The organism is Geobacter sp. PheSNFMC (assembly GCF_059620965.1).
The window spans coordinates 16,819-34,558 of record NZ_JCAMRN010000032.1 but is presented as its reverse complement, the minus strand read 5'-3'; the positions used below and the strand labels follow the sequence as shown (position 1 = coordinate 34,558).

At 64.0% G+C, this 17,740-nt stretch carries 13 protein-coding genes; 2 read left to right on the top strand and 11 right to left on the bottom strand.

Annotated features, from left to right (window positions below; translation table 11 throughout):
* The coding region (locus AC6CDK_RS09000; protein WP_496639805.1) for an ATP-dependent helicase at nt 1-2,021 on the top strand (2,021 nt) is incomplete at its 5' end.
* A gap of 32 nt (nt 2,022-2,053) precedes the next feature.
* Here AC6CDK_RS09000 and AC6CDK_RS08995 read toward each other — a convergent pair.
* The 6 genes from AC6CDK_RS08995 to AC6CDK_RS08970 all read right to left on the bottom strand — a co-directional run bounded on the left by AC6CDK_RS08995 (nt 2,054) and on the right by AC6CDK_RS08970 (nt 8,400).
* Nucleotides 2,054-2,731, bottom strand: a complete 678-nt coding sequence (locus tag AC6CDK_RS08995) for a ferredoxin-like domain-containing protein (protein WP_039647122.1) — start codon at nt 2,729-2,731, stop codon at nt 2,054-2,056.
* 31 nt (nt 2,732-2,762) lie between these two features.
* Nucleotides 2,763-3,989: an MFS transporter gene (locus AC6CDK_RS08990; protein WP_039647120.1), complete on the bottom strand. Its 1,227-nt coding sequence runs from the start codon at nt 3,987-3,989 to the stop codon at nt 2,763-2,765.
* The gene (locus tag AC6CDK_RS08985) at nt 3,986-4,681 is read right to left on the bottom strand and encodes a response regulator (protein ID WP_039647118.1); all 696 of its coding nucleotides are present in this window, start codon (nt 4,679-4,681) and stop codon (nt 3,986-3,988) included. The genes AC6CDK_RS08990 and AC6CDK_RS08985 overlap by 4 nt, the downstream gene beginning before the upstream one ends.
* A 21-nt stretch (nt 4,682-4,702) precedes the next feature.
* Nucleotides 4,703-6,697, bottom strand: coding sequence for an excinuclease ABC subunit UvrB (uvrB, locus tag AC6CDK_RS08980; protein WP_039647116.1), 1,995 nt, complete (start codon nt 6,695-6,697; stop codon nt 4,703-4,705).
* Between the two features lie 63 nt (nt 6,698-6,760).
* Nucleotides 6,761-7,213, bottom strand: coding sequence for a response regulator (locus AC6CDK_RS08975; protein ID WP_039647113.1), 453 nt, complete (start codon nt 7,211-7,213; stop codon nt 6,761-6,763).
* Between the two features lie 113 nt (nt 7,214-7,326).
* Entirely contained in the window at nt 7,327-8,400 is a 1,074-nt protein-coding gene (locus AC6CDK_RS08970; RefSeq protein WP_039647111.1) for a pyridoxal-phosphate-dependent aminotransferase family protein, read from the bottom strand.
* Nucleotides 8,401-8,752: 352 nt separating this feature from the next.
* Between AC6CDK_RS08970 and AC6CDK_RS08965 the strand changes: the two genes are divergently transcribed.
* Nucleotides 8,753-10,276, top strand: a complete 1,524-nt coding sequence (locus AC6CDK_RS08965; RefSeq protein ID WP_039647110.1) for a cytochrome c3 family protein — start codon at nt 8,753-8,755, stop codon at nt 10,274-10,276.
* 71 nt (nt 10,277-10,347) lie between these two features.
* On the opposite strand, the gene AC6CDK_RS08960 is transcribed toward AC6CDK_RS08965, so the two are convergent.
* Genes AC6CDK_RS08960 through AC6CDK_RS08940 form a run of 5 tightly spaced genes read right to left on the bottom strand, consistent with a single transcriptional unit; the run spans nt 10,348 to nt 17,723 of the window.
* Nucleotides 10,348-10,518 (bottom strand): hypothetical protein, encoded by a 171-nt coding sequence (locus AC6CDK_RS08960; protein WP_052269450.1) that lies wholly within the window; start codon nt 10,516-10,518, stop codon nt 10,348-10,350.
* Nucleotides 10,519-10,521: 3 nt separating this feature from the next.
* Nucleotides 10,522-11,976: a glycogen synthase GlgA gene (gene glgA / locus AC6CDK_RS08955; protein ID WP_039647108.1), complete on the bottom strand. Its 1,455-nt coding sequence runs from the start codon at nt 11,974-11,976 to the stop codon at nt 10,522-10,524.
* Nucleotides 11,977-11,980: 4 nt separating this feature from the next.
* Entirely contained in the window at nt 11,981-13,006 is a 1,026-nt protein-coding gene (gene galT, locus AC6CDK_RS08950; RefSeq protein WP_039647106.1) for a galactose-1-phosphate uridylyltransferase, read from the bottom strand.
* A gap of 10 nt (nt 13,007-13,016) precedes the next feature.
* Complete coding sequence (locus AC6CDK_RS08945; RefSeq protein ID WP_039647105.1) at nt 13,017-15,212, bottom strand: glycoside hydrolase family 57 protein; 2,196 nt, start codon at nt 15,210-15,212, stop codon at nt 13,017-13,019.
* On the bottom strand, nt 15,213-17,723 hold the full coding sequence (locus AC6CDK_RS08940) for a mannose-1-phosphate guanyltransferase (protein ID WP_039647103.1): 2,511 nt from the start codon (nt 17,721-17,723) through the stop codon (nt 15,213-15,215).
* Between the last annotated feature and the right edge of the window lie 17 nt (nt 17,724-17,740).

Sequence of the window (17,740 nt, the reverse complement as noted above, 5' to 3'; positions counted from 1 at the left end):
GAACCATCAAGGTCTTCGAGGAGGGTGAAGTGGCCCGGCTGTCAGGACAGGGGGGACTCTTCAGCGACGGGGAGTCCCCCCGGCGGGGGCGCCCCAAAGCGACCGGCCGGCCTCCGGCAGCCGGCGGGCGAAGATCGGTGGCCCCGCCCGATCCGGCGCCTGCCGCGGGACCCGATCCCGGCCAGGCCGAGGCGCTCGCCTGCGATGCACCCCGGATGCTGGTGGCCGCAGGGCCGGGTACCGGCAAAACCTACACCCTGGTGGCCCGGCTGGCGGCGCTGCTGGCAATGCCTGACACGGACCCGGGCCGGGTCTGCGCCATCACCTTCACGAACCGGGCAGCCGCCGAGGTGCGGGAGCGACTGGCCGCTGCGGCGGGCGAGGCTGCCGGGCAGGTGTTTGTCGGCACCTTCCACCGCTTCTGCCTCGACTGGCTCAGACGCGAGGACCCCGACCGGGTCGTGGTGGGGGACGAAAGCCGGGAGCGGCTGTTGCGGCGCCTCTTTCCCGAGCTCGGCGTCCGGGAGCGGAACGGCCTGGCCGGGGAGATCGCCGATTTTCTGCATCGCGACAATGGTGGGGACGCACCGGAGCCGGTGCGCCTCTACCTGGACGAACTGGCCCGGCGCGGCGCCATGGACCTGGACGACGTGGTCCCGGCCCTGGTCCGCCGCCTGAGAGGCGACGAGACCTTCCGGCGACAGGTGTGCGCCGGAGTCGCCCATCTCTTCGTGGACGAATTTCAGGACCTGAACGCTCCCCAGTACGCCCTGGTGGAGATTTTGGGGGAAGAGGCCACGATCTTCGCCATCGGCGACCCAGACCAGGCCATCTACGGCTTCCGGGGTAGTGATCCCTCTTTTTTCTTCCGTTTCGCCGACCTTCCCGCCACCCGGCGGCTGGACCTCAGCCGCAACTACCGGTCGGCGGCGCCCCTCATCGAGGCCGCATCGGCCGTTATCGCCCACAACCGGCTCAGGAGCGGCATCAGTCTAACGCCTGCCACGGCGCGGGAGGGAACGATCGAGTTGTACAGGGCTCCGACGCCGGCGGCGGAGGCCGAGTTTATCGTTCGGCGCATCGAGGAGCTCATGGGGGGGATCAGCAGTTTCTCCATCGCCTCGGGGCGGGGCGGCGACCAGGACAACCGCCGGAGCTTCGGCGACATCGCCATTCTCTACCGGTTGGCGCGGCAGGCCGACGAGTTGGCCAACGCCCTGGACCGGCGGGGGATTCCGTTCCAGTTGGTGGGGGCCGTTCCCTACTTCCTCGGCCCGGTAGCGGGCGCGGCCACCCGGTTTGTCCGGGCCGCTGCGGGGAGTACGGAGTTGGCCGACTGGCTGGCCCTGGCACAGGAGCTGCCGGGGATCGGCGAGGGTGCCATCCGTCGGCTGGAAGAGGCCCTTCCCCTGACCGGCGATTTCCCGGCGCTCGTGGCCGGTGTCGAGCTGCCGCCCCCTGTTGCGCGTCGGATGGCCGAGCTGACCGCTCTCCTCGAACGCTTCCGGTCCACGGCCGGCCGGGAGGGAATCGCGCCGGCCCTGGGCGAGGCCCTGACCCTGTTCGGCACGGATCAGGGGCATGCCGACTGCCGGCGGCTCCTGGCCCTTGCCGGAAGCTTCGGCCGGGACATCGTCGCCTTTGACCGGCACCTGCGGGAGTATGCCGCCGAAACGGTCTATGACGAGCGGGCCGAGGCGGTGGCGCTCATGACGCTCCATGCCTCCAAGGGGCTGGAATTCCCCGTGGTCTTCCTGGCGGGGTGCGAGGAGGGGCTCATCCCCTGCACCCTCTGGCGGGACGTGGATGTGGAGGAGGAACGGCGGCTTTTCTATGTGGGTATGACCCGGGCAAAGGAGACGCTCGTGCTCAGCGCCTCCTCTGAACGTCCCTGGGTCGGGCCTGCCGAGCGGCCGCTTTCCCGCTTCGCAGGGGAGATTCCCGGACGGTTGATCCGACAGCCGGAGCCGGGCCGGGGCGGCCGGCGGAAGCCGAAGGGGGAACAGTTGGACCTCTTCTGATCATGCCCGGAGTATCTGTCGGCCGCGGCGGCTCAGGGAGTTGCTTCCGCCCCCAGCACCGCGGTCCGGAAGGCATCGAACCCCATCTGCTCCACCACGCGGCCCAGCCGCTGCTCGCTGCCCGAAGAGCGGTACCACTCCACGAGAGCCGCAATCACGGCGAGGACTTTGTCTTCATCCGGTCCCAGTTCCACCAGGAGGTCGCCGATGCGGGGCCGTGCCCCCGCATTGCCCCCCACGTAGATCCGCCACCCCTTGGGAGTACCGACCACTCCCACATCCTTCAGCATGGTCTCGGCGCAGTTGAGCATGCATCCCGAGATTCCCATCTTCATCTTGTTGGGCAGTTCCATGGCGTGGTAGATGGCATCGATCTTCAATCCCAGGGAGACCGAATCCTGCACCCCCCGCTTGCACCAGGTGGTGCCGGGACAGATCTTGACGCTCCGGACGCATAGGCCGATGGCTGCGCCCGGCTGCTGGTCGAGATCGGACCAGATGGCGTCCAGATCCTCCTCCTTTATGCCGAAGAGGGCGATGCGCTGGGCAGAGGTGAGCTTCAACTCCTGCACGCCGTACTTGTCGGCCACGTCGCAGAGCTTGCGCAGGGTTGCCGTATCGGTGATCCCGCCGGGGATGTGGGGGGCGATGGCGTAGGTCTCCCGGTCACGCTGGAGGATGGCCCCCTTTTCGAGGATGTCTTTTTTCATGGTCACTCCTTTTTCGAACATGCGTGGGGTATCACGGTCCGCCGGCCTGAAGCTGCGGCGTGGCCTGCTTCGGGCGGATGCGGGCGATGCAGGCCGTGGCGGCGATTACCATGATAAGCAGCGAGAAGAAGGCGAGCCGGTAGCGGATCGCCTCGGTGCCGAGGGGGAGCGCGAGGATGGCGCCGAACAGCAATGGACCCACCACCGACGAGAACTTGCCGGTGAGGTAGTAGAAGCCGAAGAAGCTCCCGGCCCGTTCCCGGGGGACCATGTTCAGCAGCAGCGGCCGGTCGCACGCCCAGACCCCACCCAGAGCGATGCCGGAAAGGGGGCCCAGGATCCAGTAGTGTTCCTTGGCCAAGGGAAGGCAGACCATGCCGAGGGCGGCGATCCAGAGGGCAAGCGTCGCCAGGAGTCCGGTTCGTGCTCCCCGGCGCCGTACGAGCCACCCCCAGAAGAGACCGCCGATGACGGCGAAGATGGTCGAGAACATGAGAAAATAGTTCACCTCCCCCTTGGCCTGGGAGAAGCCGCCCACTTTCACCAGAAAGACGGCCATGAAGGCAATCACGGTGTTCACCGCGTCCAGGTAGAGCAGGTGGCCGGCGAAGTACCAGCGCAGGTCCCGATCGCGGATGATTTCCCGGGCCGTGTCGGCAACCCGGACCGGCGAGGTTTGGCTGCGTTTCAGGTCTTTGACGAAGAAGCAGGGCAGGGCGAAGAGGAGAAAGCAGATCGCCGTGGGCAGGAATACCCGGCCATTGTCCGCCGGGGTGGTCACCAGGAGTTTGCCGATGATCAACGCCAGGAACGTTCCGATGTAGCCCAGGGCCACGCCGAATCCGGACACCGGGCCGTAGTGCCGTTCGTCGGTGGCCGAGGGGAGAAGGGCGTCATAGGCCACCAGGGAGACCTGGTAAAGGAAGTTGGCGGCCACGAAAGCGGCCAGAACGCCGGCCAGATGGCCCGGCACGGGGATGAGAAGGGTTGCGATGCAGCAAAGGGACGTGGCGACCGCCAGGATCACGTTTTTGCCGATGCGCCGGTCCGAGGCGCTCCCCACGAAGGGGCTGGCCACGGCGGCAAGCCCCATGGAGAGCGAAAGCCCCAAGGAGAGCCAGTACTCGCGGTAGCCCAGGGTCTGGACGAGAAACAGGGGGAAGTAGAGCGTCACCACGCTCATGGAGAAGATGGTGTTGGCGAAGTCGTAGAGCGCCCAGGAGAGACTGGTGCGGGTGAGCCAGGCGGGGCGGATCATCCGAGCCTCGCCACGATCTGCCGGACAACCTCCTGGTGGGGAGGCTCCATGGACTGGAACTGGACGCCGAATCCGTCCGGGAGGCTCTTGCGGGGGCGCGCCCCCCCCTGGTTCATCCAGGCGACCCGTGCCCGGCATTCGACGACCCCCGCATCTCCCAGGAGAAAGCCGAGGCGGATATCCTCATCGGCTGAGAGGTCGCAACGGCACGCGATGTAGGCGCCGCCGAGGCTGATGTCGGCAACGGTGCCGTGGAAGCCGGTTTCCCGGACTCGGAAGAAGGCGAGGGCCGAGAAGGGGTGGCGGGGCTGGCGACGTTCAATGGCCGGGAAGAGCCGCCGCCCCACCGACAGGAACTGGATCCGGTCCAGGGGCTTGCTGATGATGCCGTTGCACCCGGCATCCAGGCAGAGCTCCCGGTCGCGGGGCTTCCCCTCGCTCACCACCATGACCACCGGCGTGTCCCTGATGTCTGGATCATTCTTGATGGTGGAGCAACAGGCGGTACCGTCCAGTTCGGGCATCCGCAGGTCCAGGTAGACGATGCCCGGCCGGTCCCGCCGAACCATGTCGAGAGCCTCCCGGCCGCTCTGGGCGGTGATGATCCGCACGGGGGAATCCGCCAGAAACTCCTGCTGGAGATCCAGGAAGAATCGTTCGTCGTCAACGAGCAGCACGCGTGGTTCCTTCATCGAATATCCCCCGTGGAGCGGTCAGCGCAGCCGCAGCTCCATTTCCTCCAGTTTTTTGATCTGATCCCTGAGCTCGGCCGCCCGTTCGAACTCCAGCTTCTTTGCCGCGTCGAGCATCTCCTTGCGGAGCTTCTTCACCCGCTTCGGTATTTCGTCGGCAGGGAGATACTCCTCCCGCGCCTCGGCAGCGGCGGCAACGGTGTAGTAATCCCGCTCCTCGATGGACTCCAGGATGGTCCGCAGCCCCTTTTTCACGGTCTGGGGCGTGATGCCGTGTTCGGTGTTGAAGGCCTCCTGGAGTGCGCGCCGCCGGGCGGTTTCGTCGAGGCAGCTCTGCATGGAGCCGGTCATCGTGTCGGCGTACATGATGACCCTGCCGTTCACGTTGCGGGCGGCCCGGCCGCAGGTCTGGATGAGGGAGCGGGCGGAGCGGAGGAACCCCTCCTTGTCGGCGTCCAGGATCGCCACCAGCGACACTTCGGGAATGTCGAGCCCCTCCCGCAGGAGGTTGATGCCGACCAGGACATCGAACTCCCCCATGCGCAGATCGCGGATGATCTGCATCCGCTGGATGGTGTCGATGTCGGAATGGAGGTACCTGACCCGCACCCCCAGGTCCCGGTAGTAATCGGTCAGGTCCTCGGCCATCCTCTTGGTGAGGGTGGTTACGAGCACCCGTTCGCCCCGGGCCGTGGTTTCCCGGACCTCGTGCAGGAGATCGTCCACCTGCGCCGTGGCAGGACGGACCTCGATGAGCGGGTCCAGGAGGCCCGTGGGCCTGATCACCTGTTCCACCACCACGCCGCTGCTCTGCTGCAGTTCGTAGTCGGCCGGGGTGGCCGAGACGTAGACGGTCTGGTTGAGCCGTTCGGTGAACTCCCCGAAGGTGAGGGGCCGGTTGTCCAGGGCCGCCGGCAGGCGGAAGCCGTAGTTCACCAGGGTTTCTTTCCTGCTCCGGTCCCCCCGGTACATCCCTCCCACCTGGGAGACGGTGATGTGGGATTCATCCACGAAGAGGATGAAGTCGCGGGGGAAGTAGTCGAGCAGGGTGTAGGGGGGCTCCCCCGGCGTCCGGCCGTCGAAGTAGCGGGAATAGTTCTCGATCCCCTGGCAGAATCCCATCTCCTCCATCATCTCCAGGTCGAACATGGTTCGCTGTTCCAGCCGCTGGGCCTCCACGAGCATGTTCCGCTCCCGGAACCACTGGAGCCGCTCCCGCAGGTCGGTGCGGATCTCCTCCATGGCCCGGTCCAGGGTTTCGCGCGTCGCCACGTAATGGGAAGCCGGATAGACGGCGCACTTGGTCAGGCGCTGGATCACCACGCCCCGCAAGGGATCGATCTCGCTGATGGCGTCCACCGTGTCGCCGAAAAACTCGATCCGGTAGGCCCGCTCCCCCTCGTGGGCCGGGAATATCTCCACGATGTCCCCCCGCACCCGGAAGGTCCCCCGGTGGAAGTCCAGATCATTCCGTTCGTACTGGATGTCGACCAGCTTCCGCAGCAGTTCGTCCCGGCCGTACTCGTCCCCCTGGTGAAAGAAGATGTGCATGGCCTGGTACTCGGCCGGGGAGCCGATGCCGTAGATGCATGACACCGAGGCAACGATGATCACGTCGCGCCGGGTCAGCAGGCTCCGCGTGGCCGCGTGGCGCAGCTTGTCGATCTCGTCGTTGATGGAGGAATCCTTCTCGATGAAGGTGTCGGTGGTGGGGATGTAGGCTTCCGGCTGGTAGTAGTCGTAGTAGGAGACGAAATATTCCACGGCATTGTCCGGAAACAGTTCCCGGAATTCGCCATAGAGCTGGGCCGCCAGGGTCTTGTTGGGGGCCAGCACCAGGGCGGGGCGGTTCACGGCGGCGATGACGTTGGCCATGGTAAACGTCTTGCCGCTGCCGGTGACCCCCAGGAGCACCTGATCCCGGTCTCCCCTGACAATCCCTTCCGAGAGTTCGGCAATGGCCCGGGGCTGGTCGCCGCGGGGCTCGTAATCGCTAGCCAGTCTGAAGCGTTCCATGGAAATGGGGACACCTTGGGAAGAAAATGGAACGGCACGGGCGAGCCCGTGCCGCGTGGACGTCTATCGTGCCGCGCCGGCGGACTTGGGAGTGAGGTTGAGGTTCAGCCAGTAGGTGCCGATGAGCCGCAGGGCTTCACTGAGTTGGTTGAAGTCCACCGGCTTGCGGATGTAGCTGTTGGCGCCGAGGTTGTGGCATTCGAGGATGTCCTGCTCCTCGTTGGAGGAGGTGAAGACCACCACCGGCAGGAGCCGCGTCCGCTGGTCGGCCCTCAGCCGGCGCAGAACCTCGAGGCCGTCCACCTTGGGCAGTTTCAGGTCGAGCAGCACCAGCTTCGGCATGATGCTCAGATCCCGGCCGCTGTAGGAGCCTGTCCCGAAGAGGAAGTCCAGGGCCTCCACCCCGTCGCGCACTACCGTCACGTCGGGCGTAATGGCATGTTTGCCCAGGGCGCGGAGGGTCAGAACCTCGTCGTCGGGGTTGTCTTCCACCAGCAGGATCATTTTGCTGTTCATTCAAGCCCTCCTGCACACAGGGGTGAGCGGCACAATTGTGTTATACCATACCACAAATATGAACCATGAGGAACGGCAAATGGTCCGTCTGCGTGATCAGACCGGGCAATGGATCAAGCAAGCTCTACCAGGCACTCGTCGGCCGTTGCCAGGAACTCTTCCAGGTCGGTCCGCTGCATGTCTCCCATGTGGGCGATGCGGAAGGTCTTCCCCTTGATCGTGCCGTAGCCGTCGTCAAAGGCGTAGCCGCGCTCGCCGAGCATCTTCTTCAACCGGGCCAGATCCGTGCCCCGGGTGTTGAGGGCGCAGGTGAGGGTCACGGAGCGGTAGGGTTCATCGGCAAAGAAACCGTATCCCCGGTCGGCAACCCACTCGCGCACCATGCCCGCCAGTTGCCGGTGGCGCGCCCAGCGCTGCTCCAGTCCTTCGGCGAAGAACCGCTCCAACTGGCGGTCCATGGCATAGATGTGGGAGATGCAGGGGGTCGAGGGGGTGTTGTTTTTTACGTCATTGGCTTCGAATTCAAGGAAGTCGAAATAGTAACCGCGCCCCTCCACGGTCCTGGCCCGGGCCAAGGCCTTGTCGCTGGCGGTGAAAACGGCCAGTCCCGGTGGCAGGGCAAAGGCCTTCTGGACCCCGAAGATGCAGCAGTCGATGCCCAGTTCGTCCACGGGAACGGGGAGTGCGCTCATGGACGAGACGGTGTCGATGATGGAAACCACGTCGGGATAGTTCCGCAGGACCCGGGCAATCTCCGGCAGGGGGGACATGACGCCGGTGGAAGTCTCGTTGTGGATGAGGGTGATAGCGTCGTACCTGCCCGTGGCCAGTGCCTGATCCACGATTTCGGGGGTGATCGGCTTGCCCCACTCGACCTTGACCGCATCGGCCTCTTTGCCGCAGCGCCTGGTCACGTCGTGCCATTTGTCGGAAAAAGCGCCGTTGCAGAAGTTGACGCACCGCTTCGCCACCAGGTTCCGTACCGCCCCCTCCATGACGCCGAAGGCGCTCGATGTGGCGAGAAATACCCGTCCGTCCGTGGCCAGAACCCGCTTGAGGCCAGCGGTCACCCGTCCGTGGAGCGCTGCGTATTCGGGCATCCGGTGGCCGATCATGGGGGAGGCCATGGCCTGGAGGATATCGGGATGGACGTCGACCGGTCCGGGAATGAATAGTTTTTTTACCATGGACTCTCTCCTGCTCCCGTTGCCGCTTCCCTGGCCGTCAGGGGGCCCGGTTCGCTCGGGAACCTGCTGGTTTTTAGACTGTTGTGGGCTTCGAAGCTAGCAAAATCGACAGATAGTGTCAAGCGGACGGCATCTGCCGATAGAAAACCCTATTTTAAAAAACGATTCATGTGATCTGTCGTAGAGTGATTATTCTTAACCGTTCCCTTTCACAACCACTTTTTTGTGGTACTGTTTTTAGCATTTGACAAAACGAATCAACTGATTATATTGTCTACCCTTTCACATTTGCTAGGAGATGGCGGAACCAATAGTGAATTGGTAAAAAAGTGTTTCAACGTGGAGGAGATGTATGACATTGCGAAAAACCGCAGGTTACCTCTGGAACCCCATCAGCCTGATAGGGTTTCTCCTGGCCGTGGTGGCCACGGGACTCATCATCGCGTTCATCGCGATGGAGATGATCACAGGCATAGATCACCCCTACATCGGGCTCCTGGTCTATTTCGCCTTCCCGGGCATGCTCATCCTCGGCCTTATCCTCGTACCGATCGGCGCCTGGCGCGTCCGTAACCAGCGGCGGACCGAAGTCCCCGAAGAGGTGCCGCCCTACCCGCGGGTGGATTTCAATGATCCCCACAAGCGCCGGCTGTTCATTTTCTTCGTGCTGGCCAGCGTCATCTTCGTCCTCATCGTGTCGGTGGCGTCCATCCTCGGTTTCGAGTTCACCGAGTCGACCACCTTCTGCGGCGAGCTCTGTCACGTGGTCATGGAGCCCGAGCACAAGGCGTGGCAAGGATCCCCCCACGCCCGGGTCAAGTGCGTGGAGTGCCACGTGGGGCCGGGCGCCGAGTGGTACGTGAAGGCCAAGCTTTCGGGCCTGCGTCAGGTCTGGGCGGTTCTAACCAACAGCTACCACTACCCCATCGCCACCCCCATCGAGAATTTGCGACCGGCCCGGGACACCTGCGAACAGTGTCACTGGCCGGAGAAGTTCTACTCCGGCCGGCAGCGGGTATTTTATCACTACGCGCCCAACAAGGAAAACACCCCCCGTGAGATCAACATGCTGATCAAGATCGGCGGGACGCCCAAGTCTCCCCATGCCATGGGCATCCACTGGCATATCGGCACCGAGGTTACCTACATCGCCCGCGACAGGAAGCGACTCGACATCCCCTATGTGGCGGTCAAGCAGAAGGATGGCAGCATCGTCGAGTACATGGATACCGAAAAGCCGCTTACCCGCGAGGAGATCGCCAAGGCCGAGAAGCGGCGCATGGACTGCATCGACTGCCACAACCGGCCGACCCACATCTACCGCTCACCGGCCCGCGAGATGGACGAGCATATCGTGTCCGGCCAGATCGACGCGGGGCTTCCCTACATCAAGAAGGTGGCGGTGGAGATCCTCGAACAACCCTACAAGTCCAAGGAAGAGGCCCATGCGGCCATCGAGGCGAAGCTCCCCGAGTACTACGCCAAGAACTTCCCCGAGGTGGCCAAGACCAAGGCCGCGGCCATCAACCAGGCCGTTGAGCATGTGAAGGATATTTACGCCCGGAACTTCTTCCCCCGGATGAAGGTCACCTGGAGCACATATCCGAACCACATCGGCCACTTCTATACGCCGGGCTGCTTCCGCTGTCACGACGGCAAGCACAAGACGTCCACCGGCAAGATCATTTCCAAGGACTGCACCATGTGTCACGAGATGATCGGCCAGAAGGGCGAGAACATCCCGGAAGGAAAGGTGGTCAAGGAGTTCGTCCACCCGGCAGACATCGGCGATGCGCTTTACAAGGTCAACTGCAGCGATTGCCACATGGCGGCCGCCGAGGACTCTGCCGGCGGCGACGGCCACGGCAAGCACTGACTCGGCCTGCAGCAGCAAGCCCCCCGGAGCGCTCTCCGGGGGGCTTTTTCGTTGCGTCGGCGGGCATGGGGCTACAACTCCTCGAACTCCCCCTCCGCCTCTTCCCCGTGCGGTTCCACCGCCTCGTCGCCGTCAGCCTCGAAGTCATCGTCCATGATCCGGTCGAGAAATTGCCGGTTGGTGTCGATGATCTTCCGAATCTCCCGGCTCAATGATTCAAGATCGTCTTTCCCGTCTCCCATCCGCTACCCCCGTCTTGTGTCCACCGCCATTCGGTACAGCGTCTCATAGCGGCCTGCCGCAGTATGCCACGAAACATCTCTGTGCATGCCCCTGCGCATGATCCTGCGCCATGACTCCCGGTCCCGGTAGCAGGCCAGGGCCCGTTCGAGGGCTTCCCAGCAGGCATCGGCTGAAAAATCCTCAAAGGTGAAGCCGGTCCCCTCGCGGGGATGGCGCGTGACGTCGATGACCGTATCCCGGAGTCCCCCCGTGTGCCGGACAACCGGAACCGTGCCGTAGCGCATGGCAATGAGCTGGCTCAGGCCGCACGGTTCGAAACGCGACGGCATGAGGAACAGGTCGCTGCCCGCATAGATCTTCGGTGCCAGTGGATCATTGAATCCCAGGTTGATGGAGATGTTGGCCGCGCCTTTCCGGCGGAAGGCGTCCAGGCGTTCCAGGTAGCAGGCATTGCCGGTGCCGAGGAGCACGAGTTGAAGTTCGCTCTCGGCCAGGCGGGGCAGCAGCTCCAGCACCAGGTCGATCCCCTTCTGCTCCGCGAGCCGGCTGACCATGCCGATGAGCGGCACCGACGGCGCTGCCGGCATGCCCAATTCCCGCTGGAGTTCAAGTTTGTCCGCGGCCTTTCCGGCCAGGGCCCGGGCCGAGTAGTTGCGGAAAATGCGCTTATCGGCGGCCGGATTCCATTCGTCGGTGTCGATGCCGTTCACGATACCGAACAGGTCGTTACCGCGCCGGGCCAGCACCCCCTCCAGGCCGCACCCCTGCGCGGGGGTCATGATCTCCCGGCAATAGGTTTCGGACACGGTGGTGATGAGATCCGCCGTGAGGATGGCTCCCTTCAGGAGATTGAGCTGGCCGTAGTATTCGAGCCACTCGGTGGTGAACAGGGCGGGTGACAGGCCCGTTTCGGCGATGGCCGGGGCGGGAAACAATCCCTGGTAGGCTAGATTGTGAATGGTGAAAACCGTTGCCGTGCGGGCGAAAAACGGGTCGTCTGCCGCTTCGAGGCGCAGAATGATGGGGATCAGGGCGGTTTGCCAGTCGTGGCAGTGGATCACGTCGGGGCGAAAGTCCATCCGCTTGAGAAACTGCAGGACGCTGCGGCAGAAAAAAGCGAACCGGCGCGGGTTGTCCGGATAGTCTCCTTCGGGTGTGCCGTAGAGATAGTCGCGGGAAAAGAATTCCCGGTTCTCCACCAGATAGACCGGCACATTTCCCATGGCGGCCTGGCGCAGTAATCCCTTGTGCGTTTCGCCGTTGAGGGTGACTTCGGTGCTTTTACGCGCCTTGCGCACCCCGGGCTCCGTCTGGGCTGCGCACCGGTGGAAGGGCATGATGACCCGCACGTCGTGTCCCATCCGGCGCAAGGCCGCGGGCAGGGCTGCAGTCACCTCGGCCAGTCCGCCGGTCCGGGCAAAGGGGGCCACCTCGGATGCAACCATGAGGATTTTCATCGTCTCATGACCCCGCTTCCCTGAGGAATGTCGCGGCGTCTTCCGGAGACGTCGGATTGATGTGGAACCCGGTTCCCCACTCGAATCCGGCGATCTGGGTCAGCCTCGGCACCAACTCGATGTGCCAGTGGTAATCATATTCGATGGAGCTCCAGTAGCCGGGCTTGCCGAGGCGCGGGTGGCGCGGCGGGGCCGTGTGGAGGATGAAATTGTAGGGCGGATCGCGCAGGATGCTCCGCAGGCGGGTGAGCATATCCTTGAGCGCCACGGCCAGTTCCGTCAGTTCCGCGTCGGGCAGCAGGGCGAAATCAAAGGCGTGGCGCTTGGGATAGAGCCGCACTTCGAAGGGGAAGCAGGCCGCATAAGGGGTCATGATGACGTAGTTGGCGAACTCCCGGACGATGCGCTCGCCGCTCTTCAGTTCGAAGTCGATCAAGTCGCAGATGAGACAACGCTCCTTGGCGGAGAAGTAGTCTTTGCAGACGCGCAGTTCGGTTGCCGCCACCGGAGGGATGAGGGGGACGGCGATGAGCTGGCTGTGGGAGTGGGACAGGGTGGCGCCGGCCTTGGTGCCGTGGTTTTTGAAGAGGACCATGTAGCGGAAGCGGGTGTCGCGGCGCAGATCCAGAAACCGGGCTCGCCATGCCCTGAGGACCTCAGTGATCTCTGCCGGCGAAAGCTCGGCCATGTCTCGGTCGTGATCGGGGGTTTCGATGATTATCTCATGGGCGCCGATGCCGTTCAGGACGTCATAGGGGCCGAATCCCCGGCTGTTGAGGTCGCCCTCGATGCGCAGGGCAGGGTATTTGTTGGGGATTACCCGCACCATCCAGCCGGGGGAGTTGGCAGCGCCCGTGTCGCGCACAGCGTATATCTCCGGCGGAGTCTTCTCTTCCAGCCCGTAGCAGAAGGGGCAGCAGGCTGCATCCGTGGCTTTGTGCTCCACCATGAAGTCCCGGGGCCGGCGTCCCCGTTCGGTGGCTATGATTACCCAGTGCTGCTTCAGGGGGTCCCATCTCAGTTCGGACATTGGTCCTCCGCTAAATCATCCAGTTGTCGATTTCCAGTTCAGGCCCGGCATAGGCCAGGAGCAACGGCGCGTCGGCGGGCCAGCGGCCGAACTCCTCGCCTCCGCGGGTGAGGGTAACGGAGGCAAAGAGCTTTCCCCGGGGCTCCAATCCCAGGGGAGCCAGCGGGATCGCCACTTCGCAGATACGGTCGATGCCCCAGGTCCCCCGGGAGCCGGTCGCATGCCAGGTGCCGTCACCGCGGCGCAGGAGCGGCCCGTCCGTCGCGGCCGGGGTGATGTCGAGGCGGAATTCACCGCCCGAGACCACGTTCAGATGGAGTTCGTCGTCCACCTGCAGCAGTTCCGCCAGCCGGGCCGGGCTGTCGAGCCGGAAGTAGAGGTTCTTCCGGTCGAATCCGTAAAAGAACGACTGGAACAGGCTTTCTGCCGCGTGCATGGCGGATGACTGCTTGGAGAGATCGAACAGCCCGGCGGCGAGCCATTCAAAGTAGTCATCCACCAGGCCGTTCACCTGGGGCGTGATGAGGGCCGCAGGCTCGCGCACCAGCCCGGCGGGGGTGGTCTTCTTGATGGGCTCGAAAAGCTCCCGGGGGACGTCGAGGCCCAGCAGCCGGTAGACGTTCATGAGGTGCTTGCGGAAGAGGCGGTCGAAGCGGTCGCTGTGGACGGAGAAGTGATCGTCGCCGTACCACCAGAACCAGTCGCTTCCTTCGGCGGCGTAGAGGGAGGTGCAGACCAGGCGCGCATTGTCGTCGATGCCCGCCGTCTCGCCGCGGCCATCCCCCACTGCCAGGCGTTCGGCCACGGCGGGGCTCGAGGTGACCGCCGCCTCCCGGGCCCGCTCCAGATAATCCCATGCCTGGTTCTCTTCCGGGTGTCCCACCCAGATGCCGTAGTCGGCATTGATCCAGGAGCCGGGATGGATTCGCTCGATGACCCGCCGTTCGGGCCCCCGGTCCAGCGCTTCGGAGCAGGTGAGCAGTTCGAACCCGTCCGTGGAGGCGATGGTTCCGTACAGGTGCCGCAGGAAGCCGTAGCCGTTTTCCGGGTAATACTCCCAGGCGTTTTCGCCGTCGAGGATGACCGGCACCACGCGCGCGTCGGGGGTCTGCTCCCGTATCGCCCGGAGCCTGCCCATGAAGTCCTCCACTGCCCGCGAGGGCTCCCACGAAGAGTAGGTGAACCCGATCAGGTCCGAGAGCTGGTGGTCCCGGAAGAACATCTTCAGTTCCCGGGCGCCCTGCTGGAAGGTGTAGGGATGGTAGAGGCGTCCCTTGCCGGGGCCGAGGCCCGCCGGCAGGGTCCGGGCCAGGATCTCCTCATCGGTGGCGACCCATTTGATGCCGCAGCCGGCAATGATGGAGAGGGCCTCGTCGCTCACCGACCCTTCCGACGGCCACATGCCGGCCGGGGTAAAGCCGAATATTTCTCGAAAGCGCGCAATCCCCTGCGCCACCTGGCTGCGGGCATCCTCGGGGTGGCGGAAGCGGGCTGCGGGGAGGTTTGCCCGGGGCATGGCGGCAAGGGCGCTCTTCATGTCGCAGAGCAGGGGCAGAATGGGATGATAGTAGGGCGAGACGGCCAGCTCCGCCTTTCCCTCGTCATGTATTTTACGGTAGAGGGGGATGATCTCCCTGAGGATGTCGGCATGGCGGGCCAGGAGCGTTTCCTTGTCGCCGGGGGTGAAGTTCCTCCCCTTCCGGAGCAGTTCATCTATCTCGGGATAACGGCGTCGGGCCGCCTCGCCGGTCCAGGCCAGGAGAAACCAGACCTGGAGATCGAGGATGTCCCTGTCGCTGAACTGGCGGTGCCGGGCGCTGCCCCTGGTGCCGTCGCCGGCCCGGTAGAGAAGCTCCAGGTAGCGCTTGTGGGGCTCGATGAACCGTTGCCGGTTGGCCGAGAAAAAGTTTTCCAGAACGAAGCGGCGGTCCTCTTCATCCATGTCCGCGGGGCTCATGCGCGCCCGCAGGAGCCAGGGATCGACCGCCTCTCCCGAGGCGTAGTCCAGGAGCTGGTCCAGCAGCGACGGCACCAGGTTGAAGACCGCTTTCGCGCCGGGGGTGGCGTCCACGATGGCCGCCATGTCGTAATAGTCTTTCACCGCATGGAGATAGGTCCAGGGGAGGGCGTACTCGCCCTTCACCGGGTCCTTGTAGTAGGGCTGGTGCATGTGCCAGAGAAAGACGATGCGCAGCGGCTCCGTCATTTATGACAGCTCCTTCTTCCACTGCTCCACTTTTTTCTGGTACTCGGTCAGCAGTTTCTGGGCGGCCTTGGGGTCCCGGGCCTCGGCCACGATGTGGACGTGGGGCTGGTACTGGTCGGGGAGGACCAGGGCCCAGTCCTCGCCGAAATGGACCTTGATCCCGTCGATGAAGCTTGCCTCCTTGTCGAGGCTGTCCTCGCTCATCTTGCGCATGATCCCCCCCTTCATGTCCCAGACGCAGGGAACCCGGGTCTGGAGAAAGGCCCGGCGGGGGATTCCTGCGGCAGTTGCCGAGATGGACGCTCCGCTGCGGGCCGCCATTTCGATGGCTTTGGCAATGGCGAACATGCCGTCGAAGGCGGCCTGGAACCGGGGGAAGGCAAAGCGGCCGTCCATGGACCCGGTCAGCACGACCTCCGAGGAGAGGGCCGCCTCGATCATGGAGCGATCGGCGCTCTTGGTGCGGGTAACGGCGCAGCCCCGTTCCTGGGCCATCCGCTCGATGGCCGAGGGCGCCGAAACCGGTATGGCGAACACCCCTTTCTCGCCGGCCTTCAGGGCAAGGCCGACCATCAGCAGCAGGATGTCGGCCTCCCCGTGGACCGTCCCGGTTTCGTCGACCATGATGATCCCCTCCACGGTGGGGTCGAGCCAGAAGCCGGCGTTCGCCTCCAGGGTGGCGACGATCTTGGAGAGTTGCGAAAGGCTCTGGTCCCGATCCGACAGGGCCTTGACCCCCCGCTCTTCGTCCACGTATGCGTTGAGGCTGATCACCTCGCACCCCATTTGGGTCAGGATGCCGGGGAGAAGTTGGCTGGCCGGCGAGTGGTTGAAGTCGATGACCACTTTGAACGCTTTTTTCTGGAGCGGCGTCTTGCCGATGGCGTTCAGAAACCCTTCGCGATAGAAATCCATCACCTGCTGGGGGATCTCCGTGAGCGCCCCCGGCTCCGTGTGGTGGGCCCGCCGGAAGTTCTCCTTGAAGAAGATCCGTTCCACGTTCTTGCCCATGGAGCTGGAGAAGTCGAGGCCGTCGCCATCCAGGAAGATGATCTCGGTGGAGGCGGGGTCGTCCAGGGCCTGGCGGAACTGAATGCCGCCCACCTCCCCGAAGGAGCGGAGCTTGTAGCGCAGCACGGGCATCGGGACCATGGTCAGGTCGCGGACGTTTACCCCGGAGGAGAGAAGGCCGCCGATGAAGCTCCGCTTGAGCATCCGGCAGGAGCGGTAGGCGTCGCGGCCGGAAAGCACGAAGCTCCCCTTGGGAAGGGTCGTGCCGTAGGCGCAGCCCAGCTTGGCCACGAACTCGGGGGTGAGTTCCATATTGGTTAGCCCCTTGATGAGGGCTCCCTCGAACAGGGCTTTTTTCCACTTCTCGCCCCAGATCAGGTTGCCGGTGACGGTGGCCCCCGCCTCGATCACCTTGCGCGGCCAGATCTTCACGTCGCGCTTGATGTAGGACTCTTCGCCGATGGAGGTGTCGTCGGCCACGATGACCCCCTCCTCCATCACCACCCCGTGACCCACGCGGACGTTGCCGCAGAGGACGCTGTCGTTCAGCTTTGCCCCCCGCTTGACGTAGACATTGTCCCAGATCACGCAGCGGGAGAGCCGCACCCCCGCCTCGATGGTGCAGTTGCGCCCGATGACCGTGTCCTTGATGTGGGCGCTCTCGAATACCTGGGAGTTGTCGCCGATGACCACCGTCCCCTCAAGAGTCACGTGCTCGTCCAGGTTCACGTCGGAGCCGAGCCGCAGGTCCTTGCCCACCAGATCCTGCTTCGGCTCGTCGATCCTCACGTTCACCTTTCCCTTGAAGATGTCGTGGTGGGCCTCACGGTAGGAGTCGGTATTGCCGATATCCCGCCAGTACCCCTTGGCGGTGTAGCCGAACAGGGGCTGCTGCTTCTCCAGCAGCTTCGGAAAGAGGTCCTGGGAGAAGTCGTAGTTTTCCTCGGCCGGGATGTGGGAGAATATCTCCGGCTCCAGGACGTAGATGCCGGTGTTGATGGTGTCGGATATCACCTCGCCCCAGCCGGGTTTCTCCAGGAACTGGGAGATCCGCTTTTCCTTGTCGGTAACGACCACGCCGAACTGGAGCGGATCCTTCACCGAGGTGAGGGTGATGGTGGCCAGGGCCTTTTTTTCATCATGGAAGTCGATGACTTTCTGGAGGTTGAAGTCGGTGAGGAGGTCGCCGCTGATGACGATGAACCGCTCGTCCAGGTATTTCTCGGCGCACTTGACGGCTCCGGCGGTTCCCATGTCCTGGAGCGGGGTTACGTAGGTGATCCTGACGCCGAAATCGGTGCCGTCGCGGAAAAAGTTCTTGATGACCGCCGGCTGATGGTACAGGAGCATGACCAGGTCGGTGATCTCGTACTTTTTGAGCAACTCCACGATGTGAAGCATGATCGGGCGGTTGAGAAGGGGGATCATCGGTTTTGGAATGCTGCTCGTCAGGGGCTGGATGCGGGTACCGAACCCGCCGGCCATGATCACGGCTTTCATAGGATGCTCCTTTGCAT

Excerpts from the sequence above, each read along its gene's own strand:
- AC6CDK_RS08995 (WP_039647122.1), bottom strand. The coding sequence starts at position 2,731 with ATGAAAAAAGACATCCTCGAAAAGGGGGCCATCCTCCAGCGTGACCGG.
- AC6CDK_RS08990 (WP_039647120.1), bottom strand. The coding sequence starts at position 3,989 with ATGATCCGCCCCGCCTGGCTCACCCGCACCAGTCTCTCCTGGGCGCTC.
- AC6CDK_RS08985 (WP_039647118.1), bottom strand. The coding sequence starts at position 4,681 with ATGAAGGAACCACGCGTGCTGCTCGTTGACGACGAACGATTCTTCCTG.
- uvrB (WP_039647116.1), bottom strand. The coding sequence starts at position 6,697 with ATGGAACGCTTCAGACTGGCTAGCGATTACGAGCCCCGCGGCGACCAG.
- AC6CDK_RS08975 (WP_039647113.1), bottom strand. The coding sequence starts at position 7,213 with ATGAACAGCAAAATGATCCTGCTGGTGGAAGACAACCCCGACGACGAG.
- AC6CDK_RS08970 (WP_039647111.1), bottom strand. The coding sequence starts at position 8,400 with ATGGTAAAAAAACTATTCATTCCCGGACCGGTCGACGTCCATCCCGAT.
- AC6CDK_RS08965 (WP_039647110.1), top strand. The coding sequence starts at position 8,753 with ATGACATTGCGAAAAACCGCAGGTTACCTCTGGAACCCCATCAGCCTG.
- AC6CDK_RS08960 (WP_052269450.1), bottom strand. The coding sequence starts at position 10,518 with ATGGGAGACGGGAAAGACGATCTTGAATCATTGAGCCGGGAGATTCGG.
- glgA (WP_039647108.1), bottom strand. The coding sequence starts at position 11,976 with ATGAAAATCCTCATGGTTGCATCCGAGGTGGCCCCCTTTGCCCGGACC.
- galT (WP_039647106.1), bottom strand. The coding sequence starts at position 13,006 with ATGTCCGAACTGAGATGGGACCCCCTGAAGCAGCACTGGGTAATCATA.
- AC6CDK_RS08945 (WP_039647105.1), bottom strand. The coding sequence starts at position 15,212 with ATGACGGAGCCGCTGCGCATCGTCTTTCTCTGGCACATGCACCAGCCC.
- AC6CDK_RS08940 (WP_039647103.1), bottom strand. The coding sequence starts at position 17,723 with ATGAAAGCCGTGATCATGGCCGGCGGGTTCGGTACCCGCATCCAGCCC.